This is a genomic window from Pseudomonas citronellolis (genome assembly GCF_900112375.1).
Taxonomy (GTDB): Bacteria; Pseudomonadota; Gammaproteobacteria; order Pseudomonadales; family Pseudomonadaceae; genus Pseudomonas; species Pseudomonas citronellolis.
The window spans coordinates 59,875-81,950 of the sequence record NZ_FOLS01000017.1 but is presented as its reverse complement, the minus strand read 5'-3'; the positions used below and the strand labels follow the sequence as shown (position 1 = coordinate 81,950).

The window sequence follows — 22,076 nt, the reverse complement described above, 5'->3', positions numbered from 1 at the left end:
CAATATTCAGGAAAGGGTTGCGCTGGCCAGCTTCACGCCGAAGCCGACGAACAGGGCGCCGACGCCGCTCGAGGCGCCGGCCGCCAGTCGCTGCCGGCGGCGGAACCAGGCCGCCAGGCGCACACCGGAAAAGATCAGGAAGCTGAGGTAGAGGGCGCTGATGACCTCAAGGATCGTGCCCAGCACCAGGAACGACACGCCGGGGTAGGCATAACCCGGGTCGACGAACTGGATGAAGAAGGACACGAAGAAGAGGATCGCCTTGGGGTTCGACAGGCTCAGCAGCAGCGCCTTGCGGAACGGCTGGGCGACGTCCACGTCCTTCGCCGGGGCGGCCTGTTCCAGCGGCTGGCGCAGCTTCTGCAAGCCGCCGCGGAGCATGCCCAGGCCCAGGTAGAACAGGTAGGCGGCGCCGGCGTACTTCAGGCCGAGGAACAGCACCGGCTCGGCCTTGAGCAGCGAGGCGATGCCCAGGGCCGAGAGCAGCATCAGGATGGCATCGCCCAGGAACACCGCGCTGGCCGCCCGGTAGCCGCCGGCGACGCCACGCTGGGCGGCGGTGGCCAGCACGAACAGCGAGTTCGGGCCCGGCAGCAGGACGATGAACAGCGTACCCAGGACGTAGGTCCAGAGGTCGGTGATTCCCAGGGTCGGCATCATCTTCGCTTACCTCTTCGCAGATCTCAGCGACGCTCGGCCATGGCCGAGATGAAACGGTCGAACAGCGGCGCCACGTCGTGCGGGCCGGGGCTGGCTTCCGGGTGGCCCTGGAAGCTGAAGGCCGCCTTGTCGGTGCGCTCCATGCCCTGCAGGGTGCCGTCGAACAGCGACTTGTGGGTGGCGCGCAGGTTGCCCGGCAGGCTCTGGTCGTCGACGGCGAAGCCGTGGTTCTGGCTGGTGATCATCACCACGCCGGTATCCAGGTCCTGCACCGGGTGGTTGGCGCCGTGGTGGCCGTGGCCCATCTTCATGGTCTTGGCGCCCGACGCCAGGGCCAGCAGCTGGTGGCCGAGGCAGATGCCGAAGACCGGAATCTCGGTGTCGAGGAACTCGCGGATGGCCTGGATGGCGTAGTCGCACGGCTCGGGGTCGCCGGGGCCGTTGGAGAGGAAGATGCCGTCCGGGTTCAGCGCCAGCACTTCGCTGGCCGGGGTCTGCGCCGGCACCACGGTCAGGCGGCAGCCGCGGGCCACCAGCATGCGCAGGATGTTCAGCTTGACACCGTAGTCGTAGGCGACCACGTGGTAGGGCAGTTCGGCGGCGGGGATTTCCGGGTGGCTGTCGGTTTCCAGGTTCCACACACTGGAGCGCCACTCGTAGCGCTCGGTGGCGGAAACCACCTTGGCCAGGTCCATGCCTTTCAGGCCCGGGAAGGAACGCGCCAGCTCCAGCGCCTTCTCTTCGGTGGCGTCGTCGCCAGCGAGGATACAGCCGTTCTGCGAGCCCTTCTCGCGCAGGATGCGCGTCAGGCGGCGGGTGTCGATGCCGGCGATGGCGACGGTGCCGTTTTCCTTCAGGTAGTCGGGCAGCGACTGCTTGTTGCGCCAGCTGCTGGCCAGCAGCGGCAGGTCGCGGATGATCAGGCCGGCGGCCCAGACGCGGTTGGCTTCGGCGTCTTCCGGGGTGGTCCCGGTGTTGCCGATGTGCGGATAGGTCAGGGTGACGATCTGTTGGGCATAGGAAGGATCGGTAAGGATTTCCTGGTAGCCGGTCATGGCGGTGTTGAACACCACCTCGCCGACGGTCTGACCATCGGCACCGATGGCTTCACCGCGAAAAATGCTGCCGTCGGCAAGTGCAAGTATGGCTGGCTTAGTCAAGAAGACCTCCCGTGAATCAAGCCTGGCTGGGCGTACGCAGGTTGTAAAAAAGCGGGATGACATCAGAAGAGGTCATCCCGCTTTTTATATGGTTCATGCTGCACTGCTTTTAGTGGACACACTAAATCTGTAGTTTACAGAAACGCGACATAATGGTCCACCTTTTGCACGACGTGTGGCGCTACCGCTGGGTCATTTCTACCCCCGTCATGCCGCAGCCAGGCGCTCAACGCAGCCCGAGCACGTCCTGCATGTCGTACAGGCCGCTGCCCTGCCCTTCCAGCCACAGCGCCGCGCGCACCGCGCCACGGGCGAAGGTCATGCGGCTGGAGGCCTTGTGGGTGATCTCCACGCGCTCACCCTCGGCGGCGAACAGCACGGTGTGGTCGCCCACCACGTCGCCGGCGCGCACGGTGGCGAAGCCGATGGTCTCGCGCTCACGGGCGCCGGTCTGGCCCTCGCGACCGTAGACCGCCACTTTCTCCAGATCACGCCCCAGGGCATTGGCCACCACTTCGCCCATGCGCAAGGCGGTGCCGGACGGCGCGTCGACCTTGTGCCGGTGGTGAGCCTCGATGATCTCGATGTCCACTTCGTCGCCCAGCACGCGGGCGGCGGTGTCCAGCAGCTTCAGGCAGAGGTTGACGCCGACGCTGTAGTTGGCGGCGAAGACGATCGGGATGTCCTTGGCGGCCTCGGCCAGCAGGGCCTTCTCCTCCACGGAGAAACCGGTGGTGCCGATGACCATGGCCTTGCCGGCCTTGCGGCAGACTTCCAGGTTCTTCAGCGTCACGGTGGGATGGGTGAAGTCGATCAGCACGTCGAACTCGTCGACCACCTTCGCCAGGTCGCCCGACAGCGGCACGCCGATGCGGCCCAAGCCGGCCAATTCACCTGCGTCGGCGCCCACCAGGGTGCTGTCCGGACGGTCGATGGCGGCAGTCAGGCCGGCGCTGCCGTTGGTCTGCTGCACCGCCTCGATCAGGTTCTTGCCCATGCGCCCGGCGGCGCCCATTACGGCTATACGTCGCATAACAGAAAGCTCCAAGCTGGAAGCCAGAAGCCGGAAGCCCGAGCCGGCCCGCTTCAAGCCTCCAGCTTCGAGCTTCCAGCCCATCACTTATAAATCGTCGAAGAAGCGCTTCATGCCTTCGAACCAGCCACTGGCGCGGGGCGAGTGGGAGGTGTCGCCCTGCAGGCTGCTGCGGAACTCCTCGAGCAGTTCGCGCTGGCGCTTGTCCAGGTTCACCGGGGTCTCGACCACCACGCGGCACATCAGGTCGCCGGCGCCACCGCCGCGCACCGGGGCCACGCCCTTGCCGCGCAGGCGGAACAGCTTGCCGGTCTGGGTGCCTTCCGGGATCTTCAGCTTCACCCGGCCATCGAGGGTCGGCACTTCCAGCTCACCGCCCAGGGCCGCGTCGGCGAAGCTGATCGGCACTTCGCAGTACAGGTGCTTGCCGTCGCGCTGGAAGATGTCGTGCTCGCGCACGTTGACCACCACGTAGAGGTCGCCCGCCGGACCGCCATAGGCCCCGGCCTCGCCCTCGCCGGTGAGGCGGATGCGGTCGCCGGTGTCGACGCCGGCCGGCACCTTGACCGACAGCGTCTTCTGCTCTTCCACGCGGCCCTGGCCGTGGCAGGTGCCGCAGGGGTCGCTGATCATCTTGCCGCTGCCATGGCAGCGCGGGCAGGTCTGCTGCACCGAGAAGAAGCCCTGCTGCATGCGCACCTGACCGATGCCGCCGCAGGTGGTGCAGGTGACCGGCGAGGTGCCGGGCTTGGCGCCGCTACCGCTGCAGGTCTTGCAGCCGACCAGGGTCGGCACGCGGATGGTCACGGTGGTGCCGCGGACCGCGTCTTCCAGGTCCAGGTCGAGGGTGTAGCGCAGATCAGCGCCGCGCTGCGGGCCGCCGCGGCCGCCACGACCACCGCCGCCACCACCGAAGAAGTCGCTGAAGACGTCGCCGAAGATGTCCGAGAAGCTCGCGCCGCCGAAGCCGGCACCGCCGCCGCCCATCTGCGGGTCGACGCCGGCGTGGCCGTACTGGTCGTAGGCCGCGCGCTTGCTGGCGTCGGACAGGATCTCGTACGCCTCGTTGGCCTCCTTGAATTTATCCTCGGCTTCCTTGTCGCCGGGATTGCGGTCCGGGTGGTACTTCATGGCCAGCCGGCGGTAGGCCTTTTTCAGGTCCGACTCGCTGGCGCCACGCTCGACACCCAGTACCTCGTAGAAATCACGTTTGGCCATAAATTCTTTGCACCTTGAAAACCTCTCCCCCAGACACGCCGACGCGGGAGCAAGCCCCCGCGTGGCGTTTCATGCGCACCGACACGCTGGTCGGTGCGCCGGAGCGCAAGCTTGCACGAGGCTTACTTGTTCTCCTTGACCTCTTCGAACTCGGCGTCGACCACGTCGTCGCCGGCCTTGTGGTCAGCATCGCCGGACTGGGCTTCGGCGCCCGGCTGCGGTTGCTCGGCGTACATCTTCTGCGCCAGCGGGGTGGACGCCTGGGACAGCGCGTTCATCTTCGCTTCGATCTCGGCCTTGTCGTCGCCCTTCACGGCGGCTTCCAGGTCGGCCAGCGCCTTCTCGATGGCAGCCTTCTCCTCGGCGGTGGCCTTGTCGCCAGCCTCGGTGACCATCTTGCGGGTCGCGTGAACCAGCGCATCGCCCTGGTTGCGGGCAGCGGCCAACTCCTCGAACTTGCGGTCTTCCTCGGCGTTGGCCTCGGCGTCACGCACCATCTGCTGGATCTCGTCCTCGGACAGGCCCGAAGAGGCCTTGATCACGATGGACTGCTGCTTGCCGGTGGCCTTGTCCTTCGCACCGACGTGCAGGATGCCGTTGGCGTCGATGTCGAAGGTCACTTCGATCTGCGGTACGCCGCGCGGCGCCGGCGGGATGTCGGCCAGGTCGAACTTGCCCAGCGACTTGTTCTGCGCGGCCTGCTTGCGCTCGCCCTGCAGTACGTGGATGGTCACAGCGCCCTGGTTGTCGTCGGCGGTGGAGAACACCTGCGACTTCTTGGTCGGGATGGTGGTGTTCTTGTCGATCAGCGCGGTCATCACGCCACCCAGGGTCTCGATGCCCAGGGTCAGCGGGGTGACATCGAGCAGCAGCACGTCCTTGACGTCGCCGGCCAGCACGGCGCCCTGGATGGCAGCACCCATGGCCACGGCTTCGTCCGGGTTGACGTCCTTGCGCGCTTCCTTGCCGAAGAACTCGGCGACGGTCTTCTGCACCAGCGGCATACGGGTCTGGCCACCGACGAGGATCACTTCGTCGATCTTCGACACATCCAGGCCGGCGTCCTTCAGGGCCACGCGGCAGGGCTCGATGGTGCGGGTCACCAGGTCTTCCACCAGGGACTCCAGCTTGGCGCGGGACACCTTGACGTTCAGGTGTTTCGGGCCGCTGGCGTCGGCGGTGATGTACGGCAGGTTGACGTCGGTCTGCTGGGTCGAGGACAGCTCGATCTTGGCCTTCTCGGCAGCCTCTTTCAGGCGCTGCATGGCCAGCGGGTCGCCCTTGAGGTCCATGCCGGTTTCTTTCTTGAACTCGTCGACGAGGTAGTCGATCAGGCGCAGGTCGAAGTCTTCGCCACCGAGGAAGGTATCGCCGTTGGTGGCCAGCACTTCGAACTGGTGCTCGCCGTCGACTTCGGCGATCTCGATCACCGAGACGTCGAAGGTACCGCCGCCCAGGTCGTAGACGATGATGGTGTGGTCGCCCTTGGCCTTATCCAGGCCGTAGGCCAGTGCAGCCGCGGTCGGCTCGTTGATGATGCGCTTGACGTCCAGACCGGCGATGCGGCCGGCGTCCTTGGTGGCCTGGCGCTGGCTGTCGTTGAAGTAGGCCGGCACGGTGATGACCGCTTCGGTGACCGGCTCGCCCAGGTAGTCCTCGGCGGTCTTCTTCATCTTCTTCAGGACTTCGGCGGAAACCTGCGGCGGGGCCATCTTCTGACCCTTGGCCTCGACCCAGGCGTCGCCGTTGTCAGCCTTGACGATGCTGTACGGCACCATCTTGATGTCTTTCTGCACGACGTCTTCTTCGAAGCGACGGCCGATCAGGCGCTTCACCGCGTACAGGGTGTTCTTCGGGTTGGTGACCGCCTGGCGCTTGGCCGGCTGGCCGACCAGGATCTCGCCATCGTTGGCGTAGCCGATGATCGACGGGGTGGTGCGAGCGCCTTCGGCGTTCTCGATCACCTTGACGCTGCCGTTTTCCAGGATGGAGACGCAGGAGTTGGTGGTCCCCAGGTCGATACCAATGATTTTGCCCATATTCACTCTCCAGAAATTAGATTCCGTGCTGATCCCGCTGCGGACCTTGTGCTCGGTTGATTACCCAGATGGGGACCGGGTGGCGGATTTCAAGCCTTCTCGTCGATCGAAGGCGGGGTTTGCTCGGGTGCCTTGCTGACCACGACCATGGCCGGGCGCAGCAGGCGACCGTTGAGCAGGTAGCCCTTCTGGAACACCTTGACCACGCTGCCGGGCTCCAGGTGCACGCTCTCCTCCATCGCCATCGCCTGATGGTGCTCGGGGTTGAACGGCTCGCCGTGAGGGTCGACCGGCTCCAGGTTGTAGCGCTTGAGGGTGTCGTGGAACATCTTGAGGGTCAGCTCGATGCCTTCGCGCATCGGCTTGATCGCCTCGTCGTCCGGGCTGGACATCTCCAGCGCGCGCTCCAGGGTGTCGACCACCGGCAGCAGGTCGCCGGAGAACTTCTCCAGGGCGAACTTGTGCGCCTTCTCGATATCCTGCTCGGCGCGACGACGCACGTTCTGCAGCTCGGCGGCGACGCGCAGGCTCTGGTCCTTGGCCGCGGCCAGCTGTTCCTCGAGGTCCAGCACGCGGGCGTTCAGGTCGTCGCCGGCAACCTGTTCCGGCTGCTCGTTCAGGTGCGAATCCTGAGTCTGTTGCTCGTCAGACATGCCACTCTCCTAAAAAAGAAAAAGCCTTTGAAAACAAAGCGAACCCAATGGCTCGCGGCTCTGCCGGCTATATGGGGGCCATTTGCGCCGGTTCAAGGGGCGGGCGATGAATTGCCAGCGGCAAAAAATACTGTATAAATAACCAGACCTTTTCACCGGAGCCGCCTCCATGCTGGTTCACATCTCCGTGCACAACTACGCCATCGTCGAGCACCTCGATCTCGAGCTCGCCGCCGGCATGACCGTGATCACCGGCGAGACCGGCGCCGGCAAGTCGATCATGCTCGACGCCCTCGGCCTGGCCCTGGGCGACCGCGCCGACAGCGGCGTGGTGCGCCCCGGCGCGGACAAGGCCGACATCCTCGCCAGCTTCGATGTCGGCGCCATCGCCGAGGCCCGCGACTGGCTGGCCGAGCGCGACCTGGAGCAGGACGGCCCGTGCATCCTGCGCCGGGTGATCACCGCCGAGGGCCGCTCGCGCGGCTACATCAATGGCACGCCCTGCACCCTGGGCGACCTCAAGGCCCTGGGCGAACTGCTGATCGACATCCACAGCCAGCACGAGCACCAGTCGCTGCTCAAGGCCGACACCCACCGCCGCCTGCTCGACGAATACGCCGGCAGCCAGGACCTGGCGCGCCAGGTGCAACTGGCCGCGCAGCGCTGGAAGCAGACGCGCCACGACTTCGACCGCCTGTCGCGCAGCAGCGACGAACAGCGCGCCCGCCACCAGTTGCTCAGCTACCAGCTGGACGAACTGGAGAACCTGGCCCTGGGCGAAAACGAACTGGAAGAACTGGAAGCCGAACACAAGACCCTGAGCAACGCCGGCGCCCTGCTCGGCGCCTGCCGCCAGGTCGTGGACATGTGCAGCGAAAGCGACGCCGGCAACGTGCTTTCGGTGCTGACCGCCAGCCTCAACCGCCTGACCGCCTTCCAGAGCCAGCCCGCGGCGCTGGCCGAGGCGGTCAACCTGCTGTCCAGCGCGCAGATCCAGGTAGAGGAAGCGGTGGGCGAGCTGAACCGCTTCGTCGACAACTTCGACGCCGACCCCAGCCGCCTGCAGCTACTGGAAGAACGCATGGACGCCATCTACGGCCTGGCCCGCAAGCACCGCGTGCAGCCCCACGACCTGCAGGCCCTGCAACAGCGCCTGCTGGAAGAACTGGAAGCACTGAACGCCGACGACGAGGCCGCGGAACGCCTGGGCGAGGAACTGGCCGCCTATGAACGCCATTACCAGGAGAAAGCCGCGGAGCTGAGCGCCCTGCGCCGCCAGGCCGCCCCACGCCTGGCCACCCTGGTGGAAACCGAAATGCAACGCCTGGGCATGCCCGGCGGGCGCTTCGCCATCGAACTGAACGACGCCCCCGCCGACGAGCCCCAGGCCAACGGCCTGGAACAGCTGGAATTCCTGGTCAGCGCCAACCCCGGCCAGCCGCTCAAGGGCCTGGCGCGGGTAGCCTCCGGCGGCGAACTGTCGCGCATCAGCCTGGCCATCCAGGTGATCACCGCGCAGACCTCGCGCACGCCCACCCTGGTCTTCGACGAAGTGGACGTCGGCATCGGCGGCCCCACCGCGGAAGTGGTCGGCCAACTGCTGCGCCGCCTCGGCGAAGGCGGCCAGGTGCTGACCGTCACCCACCTGCCGCAGGTCGCGGCCCAGGGCCACCAGCACCTGTTCGTACACAAGGAGCGCGGCAGCAGCGAAACCCGCACCGCGGTAGCCAACCTGAAGAAGGCCGAGCGCATAGAAGAGATCGCCCGCATGCTCGGCGGCGTGGACATGACCAAGGAATCCCTGGCCCACGCCCGCAAGATGGTGGACCGGGCGCTGCAGGGCTGAACGACCGCGGACAAAGCCCTACGAAACGGCTTCTCGTATTCTCGTAGGAGCGAGCTTGCTCGCGAATGAGCCCCGCAGCGGAGCCTGTTCGCGAGCAAGCTCGCTCCTACGAAGAGCTGCTCGGTGGCCAACTGTAGGAGCAGGCCCTGCCTGCGATTCGCGCGCAGGGCGCGCTCCCAGATGGGCACGGCGCATGGGCAACCTGTAGGAGCGGATCTCATCCGCGAATCGCGCCAGATTGTCCGCACCTACACTCCAGGCAAACACAAGGCCCGTAGGATGGTGTTGAGCGAAGCGATACCCATCACCACCACCGCATGGGTTTCGCAAGCTCAACCCATCCTACGAAAAGCGATTCGGCGCAGTAGGCAAGACAGTTGCTCCTACGCGCCAATCTCACCTGAAATCCCCCCTGAAAATGAAAACGGCGGCCCCAAGGCCGCCGTTTTCCGTTCGTTGCAAGGCTTATTTCTTCTTGCGCACGTACAGGACCAGGTTGTGGTCCACCAGCTCGAAGCCGCGTTCCTTGACGATTTCCTTCTGGCGCTTCTCGATCTCGCTGTCCATGAACTCGATGACCTCGCCGGTATCCACGCAGACCATGTGGTCGTGGTGGCCGCTGTCGGCCAGCTCGAACACGGCATGGCCGCCGTCGAAGTTGTGGCGCACCACCAGGCCGGCTGCCTCGAATTGGGTCAACACGCGGTACACGGTGGCCAGGCCGACATCCTCGCCGGCTTCCATCAGCGCCTTGTAGACATCCTCGGCGCTCATGTGGCGTTGCTCGGCGGAATCGAGCATCTGCAGGATCTTGACGCGCGGCAGGGTGACTTTAAGGCCGGCCTTGCGCAGTTCGCTATTTTCAACCATGTGTGCTTTCTCGGCGCGGAATGCTTCGCAGCATCCTTCAATGCGGGTATGATCGGGGTTTCGTCGCCCAGCCAAGATAGTGGAAGTCACCCCCTGATGCAAAACACCAAGCTCATGCTGACCAGTCTCGCATTCGCAATGGGACTAGCCGCACTCGCCGGTTGTTCGTTCCCGGGGGTCTACAAGATCGACATCCAGCAAGGCAACGTCGTAACACAAGACATGATAGACCAACTGAAGCCGGGAATGACCCGTCGGCAGGTACGTTTCATCATGGGCAACCCGCTGATCGTGGATACCTTCCACGCTGACCGCTGGGACTACCTGTACAGCATCCAGCCCGGCGGCGGCCAGCGCCAGCAGGAGCGCGTCAGCCTGATGTTCAACGGCAACGACCAGTTGATCGGCCTGAACGGCGACTTCCGCCCGGGCGTCAGCCGCGACGAGGCCATCCTCGGCAAGGAATCCACTCCCGCCTCGCCCGAGCAGCCGCAGCAGCAGAAGCCGGAACAGCCCAAGGAAGAGCCGGCCAAGCCGGGCTCGGTGGAAGAACAGCTGCAGCGCGAAGTCGACGAGGCCAAGCCGGTCGCCGTGCCCACGCCGGAGCCGCTGGAAACCAACCCGCAGTAACAGGCGCATTTATGAAAAAGCCCGGCATCGACCGGGCTTTTTCATGTCTGCGTGTTTCGCTCAGTTCTTGCCCGCCTTGGCGCGGGCGGCGCGCTGCTTGCGCACTTCCTTGGGGTCGGCGATCAGTGGCCGGTAGATTTCCACCCGCTCGCCCTCTTCCAGCACCCGGCCGTCCGGGTCGGCGACCGCCTTGCCGAAGATGCCCAGCGGGCTGTTGAGCACGTCCAGTTCGGGGAACTGCGCGGCGATGCCGGACAGCAGCACCGCCTCGCGCACCCGCGTGCCGTAGGGCACGCTCAGGCGCAGCAGGCGTTGGCGCTCGGGCAGCGCGCAGACCACCTCGATGGCGATGCTCCGGGCATCAGCCATACAGCTGCTTGGCGCGCTGGCAGAAGGCGTCGACCATGGTGTTGGCCGCCTGGGTGAACAGCGGCCCGAGGGTCGCCTTGACCAGGGCGCCGGCGTAGTCGAAGGTCAGGTCCAGGGTGATCTTGCAGGCCTTGTCGCCCAGGGCCTTGAAGGTCCACACGCCGTGCAGCTCGGAGAACGGGCCGTCCTCGAGGTTCATCTCGATGCTCTGCCCGGGCACCAGCACGTTACGTGTGCTGAAGCGCTGCGACAGGTTGCCCTTGGCCACACTGAGCTCGGCGCGCATCGCCGTTTCGCTTGCCTCCAGCACCTTGCTCGCCGAGCACCAGGGCAGGAACTCCGGGTAGCGCGCCACATCGTTGACCAGGTCGTACAGCGCCTTCGCGGGATAGGGCAGCAGGGCCGAACGCTGGATATGCGTGCTCATAGGGGTCTCGCTTCTTCAGTGGCGGACGCCGGCGAACCGGCGTCCATCGGTACGAAAAACAGCGCGCATTCTCCGAGATTAGCCACCCACCCTCAAGCGCGCATCCCGCCGCACCCGGAATTGGCCGACCCTGATGGCGGCGCGACGAGCGACTCCCTATAATGCGCGGCCTATGGCTAAACAGAAGAAACACCCCCAGGGGACCATCGCGCAGAACAAGAAGGCTCTGCACGACTACTTCATCGAGCAACGCTTCGAGGCGGGCATCGCCCTGGCCGGCTGGGAGGTCAAGAGCCTGCGCGCCGGCAAGGCCCAGCTGGTCGACAGCTACGTCCTGCTCAAGGACGGCGAGGCCTGGCTGCTGGGCAGCCACATCACCCCGCTGACCACCGCCAGCACCCACGTGATCGCCGACCCGGTGCGCACACGCAAGCTGCTGCTGCACAAGCGCGAGCTGGGCAAGCTGTTCGGCGCGGTGCAGCAGAAGGGCTACGCCTGCGTGGCGCTGTCGATGTACTGGAAGAAGCACCTGATCAAGTGCGAGATCGCGCTGGCCAAGGGCAAGAAGGAATACGACAAGCGCGACACCGAGAAGGAACGCGATTCCAATCGCGAGATCCAGCGCGCCATGCGGCACGGCAAGGACGACTGACGCCAGGCTTTTCGTAGGATGGGTGGAGCGAAGCGATACCCATCGCCATGCCAGCATGGGTTTCGCCAAGGCTCAACCCATCCTACGAAGCTGACATCAGCCCCGCTTTTCGTAGGAGCGAGCTTGCTCGCGAACAGGGCAGGCACGGCGCCAGGCCTTGTTCGCGAGCAAGCTCGCTCCTACAGGTTCCTGCCGTTAAACCCCCAGCCTGCGCTGCGCCCGCTCCAGGCGCCGCACTTCGTCCTGCGCCTCCTCCAGCACTTCCCGCACATAGGCAATGTGCCGGTGGGAAATCTCCCGCGCCTCTTCCGCCCGGCCCTGCATGATCGCCTCGTACAGCTCGCGGTGCTGGCTCATCAGCTGCTCGCGGGTTTCCGCGCGCTGGGCGTACATGCCGCCGATGTTGGTCACCACGTTGTGCTTGAGCAGGTCGAACAGGCCGCGGATGGTGTGCAGCAGCACGGTGTTGTGGCTGGCCTCGGCGATGGCCAGGTGGAAGCTGGCGTCGGCCGTCCCCTCCTCGTCGCTGACCTTGTCGTAGTGCTGGTAGCAGGCCTGCAGCGTCTCGAAGGCGCTGGTCAGGCGCTGGTGGTCCACCTCGGTGGCGCGCAGCGCGGCGTAGTAGGCGCAGGAGCCTTCCAGGGTGTGGCGGAACTCCAGCAGGTCGCGCTGCGCCTCGGGGTTGCTCTCCAGCAGGTGCAGCAATGGGTCGCTGAAGGTCGAGCCCAGGGACTGCGCGACATAGTTGCCGCCGCCCTGGCGGCTGACCAGCAGCCCCTTGGCCACCAGCTTCTGGATCGCCTCGCGCAGCGATGGCCGCGAGACACCGAACTGCTCGGCCAGCACGCGCTCGGCCGGTAGGCGTTCGCCCGCCTTGAGCGTGCCCTCGAGGATCATCGCCTCGAGGCGCTCGACGATATCGTCCGACAAGCGGCGCTGCCGTACCTGATTGAAAGCCATCTTTTCCCCACCTCTCGGCCCGCCTGGCGGAAGGCCCCGTTTCGCAGGGGCGGCAGCCTAACCAGCGGCGCCAACCACAACAAGCCCGACGATCGCCTGGATCGCCCGGTCCGACAAAAGTTGTAGCGCCGCAAATTGACAGCCTACAGGGATGCTTTTACTCTGGGCGCTCGCTTTTGTAAATTGGTATTACCAATTTTCGAGAGATACGCCGAGACGGTCGTCAGCCTGCCGCCAACCCTTCCCGGGGCGGCGCAAAACCCACGACGCGGCGCAAGACTAGACTCCAATCAAAAAACAATTAGGAGCCAAAACAGCATGCAAACCTGGCAGCAGATCTATACCCCGCTCGGCAGCCTCGGCCTGTCCGCGCTGGTCGCCGTGATCCCGATCGTCTTCTTCTTCCTCGCCCTCGCCGTGTTCCGCCTCAAGGGCCACGTCGCCGGCACCATCACCCTGATCCTCTCCATCGTCGTCGCCATCGCCGCCTACGGCATGCCGGTCGGCAAGGCCCTGGGCGCCGCGTTCTACGGCTTCCTCTACGGTCTCTGGCCGATCGCCTGGATCATCGTCGCGGCGGTGTTCCTGTACAAACTGACGGTGAAGAGCGGGCAGTTCGAGATCATCCGCAGCTCGGTCCTGTCGATCACTTCCGACCAACGCCTGCAGGTGCTGCTGATCGGCTTCTCCTTCGGCGCCTTCCTGGAAGGCGCGGCCGGCTTCGGCGCGCCGGTGGCGATCACCGCCGCCCTGCTCGTCGGCCTGGGCTTCAACCCGCTGTACGCCGCCGGCCTGTGCCTGATCGCCAACACCGCGCCGGTGGCCTTCGGCGCCCTGGGCATCCCGATCATCGTCGCAGGCCAGGTCTCTGGCATCGACGCCTTCAAGATCGGCGCCATGGCCGGCCGCCAGCTGCCGCTGCTGTCGCTGCTGGTCCCCTTCTGGCTGGTGTTCATGATGGACGGCCTCAAGGGCGTGAAGGAAACCTGGCCGGCCGCGCTGGTCGCCGGCGGCAGCTTCGCCGTCAGCCAGTACTTCACCTCCAACTTCATCGGCCCGGAACTGCCGGACATCACCTCCGCGCTGATCAGCCTGGTGTGCCTGACGCTGTTCCTCAAGGTCTGGCAACCGGCCCACGCCGTGGAAGTGCTCGGCGTCTCCGGTGGCGCAGCCGTCGCCGGCGGTGGCAGCGCACCGCGCGCCGAACCCTCGCCCTACAGCACCGGCGAGATCATCAAGGCCTGGTCGCCGTTCCTGGTGCTCACCGTGCTGGTCACCATCTGGACGCTGAAGCCGTTCAAGGCCATGTTCCTGCCCGGCGGCGCGCTCTACAGCCTGGTGTTCAACTTCCCGATCCCGGGCCTGGACCAACTGGTGTTCAAGGGCCCACCGATCGCTGCCGCCGCCACCGCGCTGCCGGCCGTGTTCAAGTTCGACCCGCTGGCCGCCACCGGCACCGCGATCCTGATCTCCGCGATCGTCTCGATGTTCATCCTGCGCATCGCCGCGAAAACTGGTCTGACCACTTTCAAGGAAACCCTGGTTGAACTGAAGTGGCCGGTGCTGTCCATCGGCATGGTGCTGGCCTTCGCCTTCGTCACCAACTTCTCCGGCATGTCCACCACCCTGGCCCTGGTCCTGGCCGGCACCGGCGCGGCCTTCCCATTCTTCTCGCCGTTCCTCGGCTGGCTGGGCGTGTTCCTGACCGGTTCGGACACCTCGTCCAACGCGCTGTTCGGCGCCCTGCAGGGCACCACCGCGCACCAGATCGGCGTCAACGACACCCTGCTGGTGGCCGCCAACACCACCGGCGGCGTGACCGGCAAGATGATCTCGCCGCAATCCATCGCCGTGGCCTGCGCCGCCACCGGCATGGTCGGCAAGGAATCCGACCTGTTCCGCTTCACCCTGAAGCACAGCCTGCTGTTCGCCGCGGTGATCGGCGTGATCACCCTGCTGCAGGCCTATGTCTTCACCGGCATGCTCGTTCACTAAGCTGTACCTGCCGGGCCCCAGCGCTACGGGGCCCGGCCTTCACCGTCCACCCCAACCGGTGCCCTGCCAGATGATCATTTCCGCCTCCACCGACTACCGCGCCGCGGCCCAACGCAAGATTCCGCCCTTCCTGTTCCACTACGCCGACGGCGGCGCCTACGCCGAGCACACCCTGCGCCGCAACGTGGCGGACCTGTCGGACATCGCCCTGCGCCAGCGCGTGCTGAAGAACATGTCCGAGCTGAGCCTGGAAACCAAGCTGTTCAACGAGACCCTGGCGATGCCGGTGGCCCTGGCCCCGGTCGGCCTGACCGGCATGTACGCCCGCCGCGGCGAAGTGCAGGCGGCGCGCGCCGCGGCCTCCAAGGGCGTGCCCTTCACCCTGTCGACCGTCTCGGTGTGCCCGATCGAGGAAGTGGCGCCGGCCATCGACCGGCCCATGTGGTTCCAGCTCTACGTGCTGAAGGACCGCGGCTTCATGAAGAACGCCCTGGAGCGGGCCAAGGCCGCCGGCTGCTCGACCCTGGTGTTCACCGTGGACATGCCGGTGCCCGGCGCCCGCTACCGCGACGCGCACTCCGGCATGAGCGGCCCGAACGCGCCGCTGCGGCGCATGTGGCAGGCCATGACCCACCCGCAGTGGGCGCTGGACGTGGGCCTGCTGGGCCGCCCGCACGACCTGGGCAACATCTCCAGGTACCGCGGCAACCCCACGGGCCTGGCCGACTACATCGGCTGGCTGGGCGCCAACTTCGACCCGTCGATTTCCTGGAAGGACCTGGAGTGGATCCGCGACTTCTGGGAAGGCCCGATGGTGATCAAGGGCATCCTCGACCCTGAGGACGCCAAGGACGCGGTGAAATTCGGCGCCGACGGCATCGTCGTCTCCAACCACGGCGGCCGCCAGCTCGACGGCGTGCTGTCCAGCGCCCGCGCCCTGCCGGCCATCGCCGACGCGGTGAAGGGCGATTTGACCATCCTCGCCGACTCCGGCATCCGCAACGGCCTGGACGTGGTCCGCATGATCGCCCTGGGCGCCGACAGCGTGCTGCTCGGCCGCGCCTTCCTCTACGCCCTGGCGGTGGATGGCGAGGCCGGCGTGCGCAACCTGCTGGAGCTGATCGAGAAGGAAATGCGCGTGGCCATGGTGCTCACCGGCGCCAAGTCGATCGGCGAAATCACCCGCGATTCGCTGGTGCGCGAACTCGGCGCCTGAGAGCGCCCCCTGTAGGAGCGAGCTTGCTCGCGAACCTGCCCGGCTCCGAGCCCGCCGGGTTCGCGAGCAAGCTCGCTCCTGCAAAATCAAAAGAACACCGATGGGCCGTCCAGCGGTCCACGCTCACCGATGATGACTGGAGCCGCCATGAGCCTGCCCGCCGCGTTCCTCGACACGGTAGAACACCTGATCCCCCGCGAGCGCCGCTTCGACGACCCGCTCTCGACCCTGGCCTTCGGCACCGACGCCAGCTTCTACCGGCTGATCCCCAAGCTGGTGATCCGCGTGGAGAGCGAAGACGAGGTGCGCACCCTGCTGCGCGCCGCCCACGCCCAGCAGGTGGCGGTGACCTTCCGCGCCGCCGGCACCAGCCTTTCCGGCCAGGCGGTCAGCGACTCGGTGCTGCTGGTGCTGGGCGACAACTGGAACGGCCGCGACATCCGCGCCAGCGGCGGACAGATCCGCCTGCAGCCCGGCGTCATCGGCGCCCAGGCCAACGCCTGGCTGGCGCCCTTCGGCCGCAAGATCGGCCCGGACCCGGCCTCGATCAACGCCTGCAAGATCGGCGGCATCGTCGCCAACAACGCCAGCGGCATGTGCTGCGGCACCGCGCAGAACAGCTACAACACCCTGGCCGGCCTGCGCCTAGTGCTGGCCGACGGCACCCTGCTGGACAGCGAGGACGACGCCTGCGTCGAGGCCTTCCGGGCCAGCCACGGCGAGCTGCTGGAACAGCTGGCCGAACTGGGCCGGCAGACCCGCGCCAACACCGAGCTGGCAGCGAAGATCCGCCACAAGTACCGCCTGAAGAACACCACCGGCTTCTCCCTCAACGCCCTGGTGGACTACGACCAGCCGCTGGACATCCTCACCCACCTGATGGTCGGCTCCGAGGGCACCCTGGGCTTCATCAGCGCGGTGACCTACGACACCGTGCCGGACCACCCGCACAAGGCCAGCGCGCTGATCGTCTTCCCCGACGTGGAGACCTGCTGCAAGGCCGTGCCGGTGCTCAAGCAGCAGCCGGTGTCCGCCGTGGAACTGCTGGACCGCCGCAGCCTGCGCTCGGTGGAGAACATGCAGGGCATGCCGGTGTGGGTGAAGAGCCTGTCCGCCGGCGCCTGCGCGTTGCTCATCGAATCCCGCGCAGCGACGCAGACGCTACTGCACGAACAGCTCGCGCAGATCATGGCCTCCATCGCCGAATTCCCGGTGGAGAAGCAGGTCGACTTCAGCGAAGACCCGCTCGTCTACAACCAGCTCTGGCGCATCCGCAAGGACACCTTCCCGGCGGTGGGCGCGGTGCGCGAGACCGGCACCACGGTGATCATCGAAGACGTCACCTTCCCTGTCGAACAACTGGCCGAAGGCGTGAACCGGCTGATCGAGCTGTTCGACAAGCACGGCTACGACGAGGCGATCCTGTTCGGCCACGCGCTGGAGGGCAACCTGCACTTCGTCTTCACCCAGGGCTTCGACTCGCCCGAGCAGGTGGCGCGCTACTCGGCCTTCATGGACGACGTGGCGCACCTGGTGGCGGTGGAATACGGCGGCTCGCTGAAGGCCGAGCACGGCACCGGGCGCAACATGGCACCCTTCGTCGAGCTGGAATGGGGCCACGACGCCTATCAACTGATGTGGCAGCTCAAGCGCCTGCTCGACCCGCAGGGCATCCTCAACCCCGGCGTCATCCTCACCGACGACCCGCAGCTGCACCTGAAGAACCTCAAGCCGCTGCCGGCCGCCGACGAGATCGTCGACAAGTGCATCGAATGCGGCTTCTGCGAGCCGGTCTGCCCGTCCAAGGGCTTGACCTTGAGCCCACGCCAGCGCATCGTCATGTGGCGCGACATCCAGGCCAAGCGCCGCAGCGGCGCCGACACCACGCAACTAGAGCGCGACTACCAGTACCAGGGCATCGACACCTGCGCCGCCACCGGCCTGTGCGCCCAGCGCTGCCCGGTGAACATCAACACCGGCGAGCTGGTGAAGAAACTGCGCGGCGAAGAAACCCGCCACCCCGGCACCGCCACCTGGCTGGCGCGCAACTTCGCCATGGCGATGAAAGGCACGCGCTTCATGCTGCATGCCGCCAACGGCGCGCGCAGGCTGCTCGGCGCGCCGCGCCTGGCCAGCCTCAGCGCCTCCATCAGCCACGCCAGCAAGGGCCGCGTGCCGCAGTGGACGCCGGCCATGCCGCAGCCGGTACGCTTCAGCCTGCCGGCTGCCAGCGACGCCACCGACAAGCCACGGGTGGTCTACCTCACCGCCTGCGTGTCCCGCGCCATGGGCCCGGCGGCCGGCGACGAGGAACAGGTGCCGCTGATCGACAAAACCCGCCAGTTGCTGGAGAAAGCCGGCTACCAGGTGGTGTTCCCGGACAACACCGACAACCTCTGCTGCGGCCAGCCCTTCGCCTCCAAGGGCTACAAACAGCAGGCCGACGACAAGCGCGACGAACTGCTGGCCGCGCTGCTGCAAGCCAGCCGCGGCGGGCTCGACCCGATCTACTGCGACACCAGCCCCTGCACCCTGCGCCTGGTCCAGGACCTGGCCGACAGCCGGCTGCGGATCTACGACCCGGTGAAGTTCATCCGCAGCTTCCTGGTCGAACGCCTGGACTTCCAGCCGCTGGACAAGCCAGTGGCGGTGCACGTCACCTGCAGCACCCAGCACCTGGGCGAAAGCCAGGCGCTGATCGACCTGGTGCGCCGCTGCACGAACGAAGTGGTGATCCCCGAAGGCATCCACTGCTGCGGCTTCGCCGGCGACAAAGGCTTCACCACCCCGGAACTCAACGCCCACTCGCTGCGCAGCCTGAAAGACGCGGTGCAGTACTGCGAAGAAGGCATCTCCACCAGCCGCACCTGCGAAATCGGCCTGAGCGCCCACAGCGGCATCGACTACCACGGCGTGGTCTACCTGGTGGACCGCGTGACCCGCCCCCGCGTGGAGGCAATGAATCGCGGATAAGTCCGCGCTTACCACGCCGGTGGGCATGGCTTCTTGTAGGAGCGAGCTTGCTCGCGAATGAGCCCCGCAGCGGAGTGTGTTCGCGAGCAAGCTCGCTCCTACGAAGAGCATCCCAGCGCGGCCTGCAAGACAGTTGCTCCTACAGGTTGACTCCCACCTATCCGCCCGCACCGAACGGCCCCCTCCCCCTTCAGGGAGAGGGCTGGGGAGAGGGAGCGGAGCCAACCCCGAATGCCTCTGCCTCCGGGAACGCTAGGAGCAACTGTCTATTGGGTTCCCGCGTTCGCGGGAATGACGGGGTGAGAGTCGTATTTTCCGACGTCATTCCCGCGAACGCGGGACGCGGCTCCATCGCGAACAGCGCTTGCGCTGGCCCGAAGGGGAATAACCCAGAAAACAGCGGACTCCGCCCACAATCCAGCGAGCTCCCCGTAGGATGGGTTGAGCGAAGCGATACCCATCGCCGCCACTAACCGGCCCTGCCGCCTTTCCGCTCTTCGTAGGAGCGAGCTTGCTCGCGAACAAACCCCGCTGCCGAGTCTGTTCGCGAGCAAGCTCACTCCTACAGAAAGCCCCCCCCTCGTCTTAACCCCACGTTAAGCGAGCCCTGCCAGCCTCTGCCGCGAAACCGCCGCTGCGGCTATCCTGCTCGGCGACACCATGCGAATGGGGGCGAAGATGAGAATCCTGCTGGCTGAAGACGACCCGCTGCTGGGCGACGGCATCCGCGCCGGGCTGGGCCTGGAAGGCGACACCGTGGACTGGGTGACCGACGGCGTGGCCGCCGACCAGGCCCTGGCCACCGACGAGTTCGACCTGCTGGTGCTCGACCTCGGCCTGCCGCGGCGCGACGGCATGGAAGTGCTGCGCGGCCTGCGCAAGCGCGGCGACATGACCCCAGTGCTGATCCTCACCGCCCGCGACAAGGTGGCCGACCGCGTGGCCGGCCTGGACGCCGGCGCCGACGACTACCTGAGCAAACCCTTCGACCTCGACGAACTGCTGGCCCGCGTGCGCGCCCTCACCCGCCGCCACACCGGCCGCGCCCAGCCACTGCTGGAACACGGCGAGCTGCGCCTGGACCCGGCCACCCACCAGGTCAGCCTGGGCGGCGAGCCGGTGGAACTGGCCCCGCGCGAATACGCCCTGCTGCGCCTGCTGCTGGAACAGCGCGGCAAGGTGCTCTCGCGCACCCGCCTGGTGGAAGCCCTGTACGGCTGGGACGGCGAGCTGGAAAGCAACGCCATCGAAGTCCACGTCCACCACCTGCGGCGCAAGCTGGGCAACGAGCTGATCCGCACCGTGCGCGGCATCGGCTACGGCATCGACCGCCCGGCCAAGGACGCACCTTGAGCGCCACGCCCGGCCGTACGCGCCGCGCCGGCTCGCTGAGCCGGCGCCTGCTGGCGCTGCTGATCGGCGGCGTGACGCTGTGCTGGCTGCTGGCCGGCACCCTCACCTACCACCTCGCCTCGCGCCAGGTCGACCGGCTCTACGACGAAGACATGATCGACTTCGGCGAAGCCGCCCTGCGCCTGGTGGACGTCGCCGGCGGCCAGGGCGAGCTGATCGCCCGCAGCCGCAAGGCCATCGAGGGGCTGCCGCTGGTCAAGCGCGAGTCCGCCCTGGGCTACAGCCTCTGGTACCAGGGCCAGCCGCTGTTCGCCACGCCCGGCCTACCCACCGGCCTGGAAGCCCTGGAGACCGGCCTCTCCGAAATCAGACACGACGGCATCACCTGGCGCGTCCTGCAACTGAGCACCCGCGACGAAAACGCGCGCATCTGGGTGGTGGAAAACCTCCACCACCGCAGCCACACCCTGCACCTGCTACTGCTCAGCGCCCTCTTCCCGCTGCTGCTGGCCCTGCCGCTGCTGGCCCTGCTGGTGTGGTTCGGCGTCAACAACGGCCTGGCGCCGCTGCGCAGTCTCACCGCGCAACTGCACCAGCGCAGCGCGCGCAGCCTGCAGCCGCTGGCGCTCAACCGCGCGCCGGTGGAAGTGCACAGCCTGGTCAACGAACTCAACCTGCTGCTCGAACGCCTGGGCACCGCCATGGAGGCCGAGCGCCGCCTGACCAGCGACGCCGCCCACGAAATCCGCACGCCCCTGGCCAGCCTGCGTACCCATGCCCAGGTAGCGCTGCGCTCCTCCGACCCGGCGGTGCTCGCCCACGGCCTGCAGCAGGTCAGCCGCAGCGTCGAGCGCATCGGCACGCTGATGGAACAGATCCTCCTGCTGGCACGCCTGGACAACGAGGAACTGCACGAGACCTTCACCCCCGTCGACCTCGGCCAGCTCAGCGAGGAAACCATCGCCGACCTGGCGCCCCAGGCCATCGACAAGGGCATCGAGCTGACACTGGAGAGCCAGGGCGCCGTGGTCATGGGCGTGCCGGTGTGGCTGGGCATCATGCTCGGCAACCTGGTGAGCAACGCCCTGCGCTACACCCCCGAGGGCGGCCACGTGGAAGTGCGCCTGGGCACCGAGGGCGCGAAGGTGCAGCTGTGGGTGCTGGACTCCGGCCCCGGCGTGGCCGCCGCCGAGCAGGCCGCCATCTTCACCCGCTTCTACCGCAGCCCCGGCGTTGCCTCCGGCACCGGCGGCAGCGGCCTGGGGCTGCCCATCGTCAAGCGCGTGGTGGAAATCCACCAGGGCCACATCAGCCTGCACCCCGGCCTGGACGGGCGCGGCCTGGGCGTACGGGTGGAACTGCCGTCCGCGCAACTTTCCTGAACCCCGGCAGCACCGGCGCAGTCCACCGTTCAGGCCCCGCTCGCCTGGCGAGTCGCCGCCTGTGACATGTTCAGCCGTACAGGTACCGCATCATGAAAACCACCATCCTGTTCATCAGTGCCGCGCTGCTCGCGTCGCCGGTGTTCGCCGCCGACCGCTGCAGCGACAACCTGCAGAGAATCGACGAGAGCATGCAGAGCACCAACCGCAGCGACAGCGTGCAGGAGCAGGCCATGCGGCTCCAGGAAAAGGCCGCCCAGGCCCAGGAACAGGGCAATACCCAGGCCTGCGTCGCCATGACCGAGAAGGCCCTCAAGCTGCTGAAAACCTCGTCCAGCAGCTGAACCGACGCCCGGCGGGCGCCGCCGCGAGCAGGGAAACGCGGCGGCCCCGGGCCGCGGCAATCGACACATGAGGAAACAACCCCTTGAGCGCGCCGGGCAATCCGCTAGAATGCCCGGCGTCATTGGGGAGTAGCCGCCCGCCCGGAACACCGGCGGGGACCACGTCAACATCCTTGGCCGGCAGGCCATGGCGTGGCCAGCGCAAAGCCTGGCAAGACCTTTGACCATGCAACCTCCGCAACGGCCGGGGAGGCGCATGGTCATGGGTACCATACCGGCCGGGAGTTCCACCGTGA

Annotated in this window: 19 protein-coding genes and 1 riboswitch; of the genes, 9 read left to right on the top strand and 10 right to left on the bottom strand. The window is 66.8% G+C overall.

The genetic code is table 11. The features are described 5' to 3' along the window. Positions 1–6: 6 nt before the first annotated feature. The 6 genes from leuE to grpE form a co-directional block, all read right to left on the bottom strand. Entirely contained in the window at positions 7–657 is a 651-nt protein-coding gene (gene leuE, locus BM060_RS17150) for a leucine efflux protein LeuE (protein ID WP_135499941.1), read from the bottom strand. 26 nt (positions 658–683) lie between these two features. Beyond that, positions 684–1,820: a glutamine-hydrolyzing carbamoyl-phosphate synthase small subunit gene (gene carA, locus BM060_RS17145; protein WP_074981317.1), complete on the bottom strand. Its 1,137-nt coding sequence runs from the start codon at positions 1,818–1,820 to the stop codon at positions 684–686. Between the two features lie 226 nt (positions 1,821–2,046). After that, a complete protein-coding gene (gene dapB, locus BM060_RS17140; RefSeq protein WP_009613065.1) occupies positions 2,047–2,853 on the bottom strand; it encodes a 4-hydroxy-tetrahydrodipicolinate reductase in 807 nt (268 codons plus the stop codon). Positions 2,854–2,940: 87 nt separating this feature from the next. Then, entirely contained in the window at positions 2,941–4,071 is a 1,131-nt protein-coding gene (dnaJ, locus tag BM060_RS17135) for a molecular chaperone DnaJ (RefSeq protein ID WP_074981315.1), read from the bottom strand. 122 nt (positions 4,072–4,193) lie between these two features. Further along, positions 4,194–6,110, bottom strand: coding sequence for a molecular chaperone DnaK (gene dnaK / locus BM060_RS17130; RefSeq protein ID WP_074981313.1), 1,917 nt, complete (start codon positions 6,108–6,110; stop codon positions 4,194–4,196). 89 nt (positions 6,111–6,199) lie between these two features. Beyond that, positions 6,200–6,763, bottom strand: coding sequence for a nucleotide exchange factor GrpE (grpE, locus tag BM060_RS17125; protein WP_009613068.1), 564 nt, complete (start codon positions 6,761–6,763; stop codon positions 6,200–6,202). A 169-nt stretch (positions 6,764–6,932) separates the two neighbouring features. Here grpE and recN point away from each other — a divergent pair, with 169 nt between their 5' ends. Further along, positions 6,933–8,609 (top strand): DNA repair protein RecN, encoded by a 1,677-nt coding sequence (gene recN, locus BM060_RS17120; protein ID WP_074981311.1) that lies wholly within the window; start codon positions 6,933–6,935, stop codon positions 8,607–8,609. Positions 8,610–9,074: 465 nt separating this feature from the next. Here the strand turns inward: recN and fur are convergent, their stop codons facing one another. Further along, entirely contained in the window at positions 9,075–9,479 is a 405-nt protein-coding gene (fur, locus tag BM060_RS17115) for a ferric iron uptake transcriptional regulator (RefSeq protein ID WP_009613072.1), read from the bottom strand. A gap of 96 nt (positions 9,480–9,575) precedes the next feature. Here fur and BM060_RS17110 point away from each other — a divergent pair, with 96 nt between their 5' ends. Further along, positions 9,576–10,109 (top strand): outer membrane protein assembly factor BamE, encoded by a 534-nt coding sequence (locus tag BM060_RS17110; protein ID WP_074981309.1) that lies wholly within the window; start codon positions 9,576–9,578, stop codon positions 10,107–10,109. Between the two features lie 60 nt (positions 10,110–10,169). On the opposite strand, the gene BM060_RS17105 is transcribed toward BM060_RS17110, so the two are convergent. Both BM060_RS17105 and BM060_RS17100 read right to left on the bottom strand, forming a co-directional pair. Beyond that, a complete protein-coding gene (locus tag BM060_RS17105; RefSeq protein ID WP_074981307.1) occupies positions 10,170–10,478 on the bottom strand; it encodes an RnfH family protein in 309 nt (102 codons plus the stop codon). Further along, complete coding sequence (locus BM060_RS17100; RefSeq protein WP_058488394.1) at positions 10,471–10,905, bottom strand: type II toxin-antitoxin system RatA family toxin; 435 nt, start codon at positions 10,903–10,905, stop codon at positions 10,471–10,473. Before BM060_RS17100 ends, BM060_RS17105 begins: the two co-directional genes overlap by 8 nt. Before the next feature lie 172 nt (positions 10,906–11,077). On the opposite strand from BM060_RS17100, the gene smpB reads away from it, so the two are divergent. After that, entirely contained in the window at positions 11,078–11,557 is a 480-nt protein-coding gene (gene smpB / locus BM060_RS17095; RefSeq protein WP_043268990.1) for an SsrA-binding protein SmpB, read from the top strand. 195 nt (positions 11,558–11,752) lie between these two features. Here the strand turns inward: smpB and BM060_RS17090 are convergent, their stop codons facing one another. Beyond that, the gene (locus BM060_RS17090) at positions 11,753–12,517 is read right to left on the bottom strand and encodes an FCD domain-containing protein (protein ID WP_074981305.1); all 765 of its coding nucleotides are present in this window, start codon (positions 12,515–12,517) and stop codon (positions 11,753–11,755) included. A 318-nt stretch (positions 12,518–12,835) separates the two neighbouring features. Here BM060_RS17090 and BM060_RS17085 point away from each other — a divergent pair, with 318 nt between their 5' ends. From BM060_RS17085 to BM060_RS17060, 6 genes are all read left to right on the top strand, one after another. Beyond that, positions 12,836–14,512, top strand: coding sequence for a lactate permease LctP family transporter (locus BM060_RS17085; protein ID WP_074981303.1), 1,677 nt, complete (start codon positions 12,836–12,838; stop codon positions 14,510–14,512). 70 nt (positions 14,513–14,582) lie between these two features. After that, positions 14,583–15,728 carry an FMN-dependent L-lactate dehydrogenase LldD gene (gene lldD, locus BM060_RS17080; protein WP_074981300.1) on the top strand — a complete coding sequence of 382 codons (1,146 nt, stop codon included), beginning with the start codon at positions 14,583–14,585 and terminating at the stop codon, positions 15,726–15,728. Positions 15,729–15,875: 147 nt separating this feature from the next. After that, positions 15,876–18,701, top strand: coding sequence for an FAD-binding and (Fe-S)-binding domain-containing protein (locus BM060_RS17075; RefSeq protein ID WP_074981298.1), 2,826 nt, complete (start codon positions 15,876–15,878; stop codon positions 18,699–18,701). 678 nt (positions 18,702–19,379) lie between these two features. After that, complete coding sequence (locus tag BM060_RS17070) at positions 19,380–20,054, top strand: response regulator (RefSeq protein WP_043268986.1); 675 nt, start codon at positions 19,380–19,382, stop codon at positions 20,052–20,054. Beyond that, on the top strand, positions 20,051–21,436 hold the full coding sequence (locus tag BM060_RS17065) for a sensor histidine kinase (RefSeq protein ID WP_074981296.1): 1,386 nt from the start codon (positions 20,051–20,053) through the stop codon (positions 21,434–21,436). Before BM060_RS17070 ends, BM060_RS17065 begins: the two co-directional genes overlap by 4 nt. Positions 21,437–21,528: 92 nt before the next feature. After that, positions 21,529–21,780: a PA2433 domain-containing protein gene (locus BM060_RS17060; protein WP_074981293.1), complete on the top strand. Its 252-nt coding sequence runs from the start codon at positions 21,529–21,531 to the stop codon at positions 21,778–21,780. 112 nt (positions 21,781–21,892) lie between these two features. Next, positions 21,893–22,062, top strand: a riboswitch (yybP-ykoY riboswitch). Positions 22,063–22,076: the final 14 nt, after the last annotated feature.

What these genes read in the sequence shown, in the direction of transcription:
- dapB (WP_009613065.1), bottom strand. Translation starts at nt 2,853, where the DNA reads ATGCGACGTATAGCCGTAATGGGCGCCGCCGGGCGCATGGGCAAGAAC.
- BM060_RS17085 (WP_074981303.1), top strand. Translation starts at nt 12,836, where the DNA reads ATGCAAACCTGGCAGCAGATCTATACCCCGCTCGGCAGCCTCGGCCTG.
- BM060_RS17070 (WP_043268986.1), top strand. Translation starts at nt 19,380, where the DNA reads ATGAGAATCCTGCTGGCTGAAGACGACCCGCTGCTGGGCGACGGCATC.
- BM060_RS17105 (WP_074981307.1), bottom strand. Translation starts at nt 10,478, where the DNA reads ATGGCTGATGCCCGGAGCATCGCCATCGAGGTGGTCTGCGCGCTGCCC.
- leuE (WP_135499941.1), bottom strand. Translation starts at nt 657, where the DNA reads ATGCCGACCCTGGGAATCACCGACCTCTGGACCTACGTCCTGGGTACG.
- BM060_RS17090 (WP_074981305.1), bottom strand. Translation starts at nt 12,517, where the DNA reads ATGGCTTTCAATCAGGTACGGCAGCGCCGCTTGTCGGACGATATCGTC.
- lldD (WP_074981300.1), top strand. Translation starts at nt 14,583, where the DNA reads ATGATCATTTCCGCCTCCACCGACTACCGCGCCGCGGCCCAACGCAAG.
- BM060_RS17100 (WP_058488394.1), bottom strand. Translation starts at nt 10,905, where the DNA reads ATGAGCACGCATATCCAGCGTTCGGCCCTGCTGCCCTATCCCGCGAAG.
- smpB (WP_043268990.1), top strand. Translation starts at nt 11,078, where the DNA reads ATGGCTAAACAGAAGAAACACCCCCAGGGGACCATCGCGCAGAACAAG.
- BM060_RS17110 (WP_074981309.1), top strand. Translation starts at nt 9,576, where the DNA reads ATGCAAAACACCAAGCTCATGCTGACCAGTCTCGCATTCGCAATGGGA.
- dnaJ (WP_074981315.1), bottom strand. Translation starts at nt 4,071, where the DNA reads ATGGCCAAACGTGATTTCTACGAGGTACTGGGTGTCGAGCGTGGCGCC.
- dnaK (WP_074981313.1), bottom strand. Translation starts at nt 6,110, where the DNA reads ATGGGCAAAATCATTGGTATCGACCTGGGGACCACCAACTCCTGCGTC.
- BM060_RS17060 (WP_074981293.1), top strand. Translation starts at nt 21,529, where the DNA reads ATGAAAACCACCATCCTGTTCATCAGTGCCGCGCTGCTCGCGTCGCCG.
- grpE (WP_009613068.1), bottom strand. Translation starts at nt 6,763, where the DNA reads ATGTCTGACGAGCAACAGACTCAGGATTCGCACCTGAACGAGCAGCCG.
- fur (WP_009613072.1), bottom strand. Translation starts at nt 9,479, where the DNA reads ATGGTTGAAAATAGCGAACTGCGCAAGGCCGGCCTTAAAGTCACCCTG.
- BM060_RS17075 (WP_074981298.1), top strand. Translation starts at nt 15,876, where the DNA reads ATGAGCCTGCCCGCCGCGTTCCTCGACACGGTAGAACACCTGATCCCC.
- recN (WP_074981311.1), top strand. Translation starts at nt 6,933, where the DNA reads ATGCTGGTTCACATCTCCGTGCACAACTACGCCATCGTCGAGCACCTC.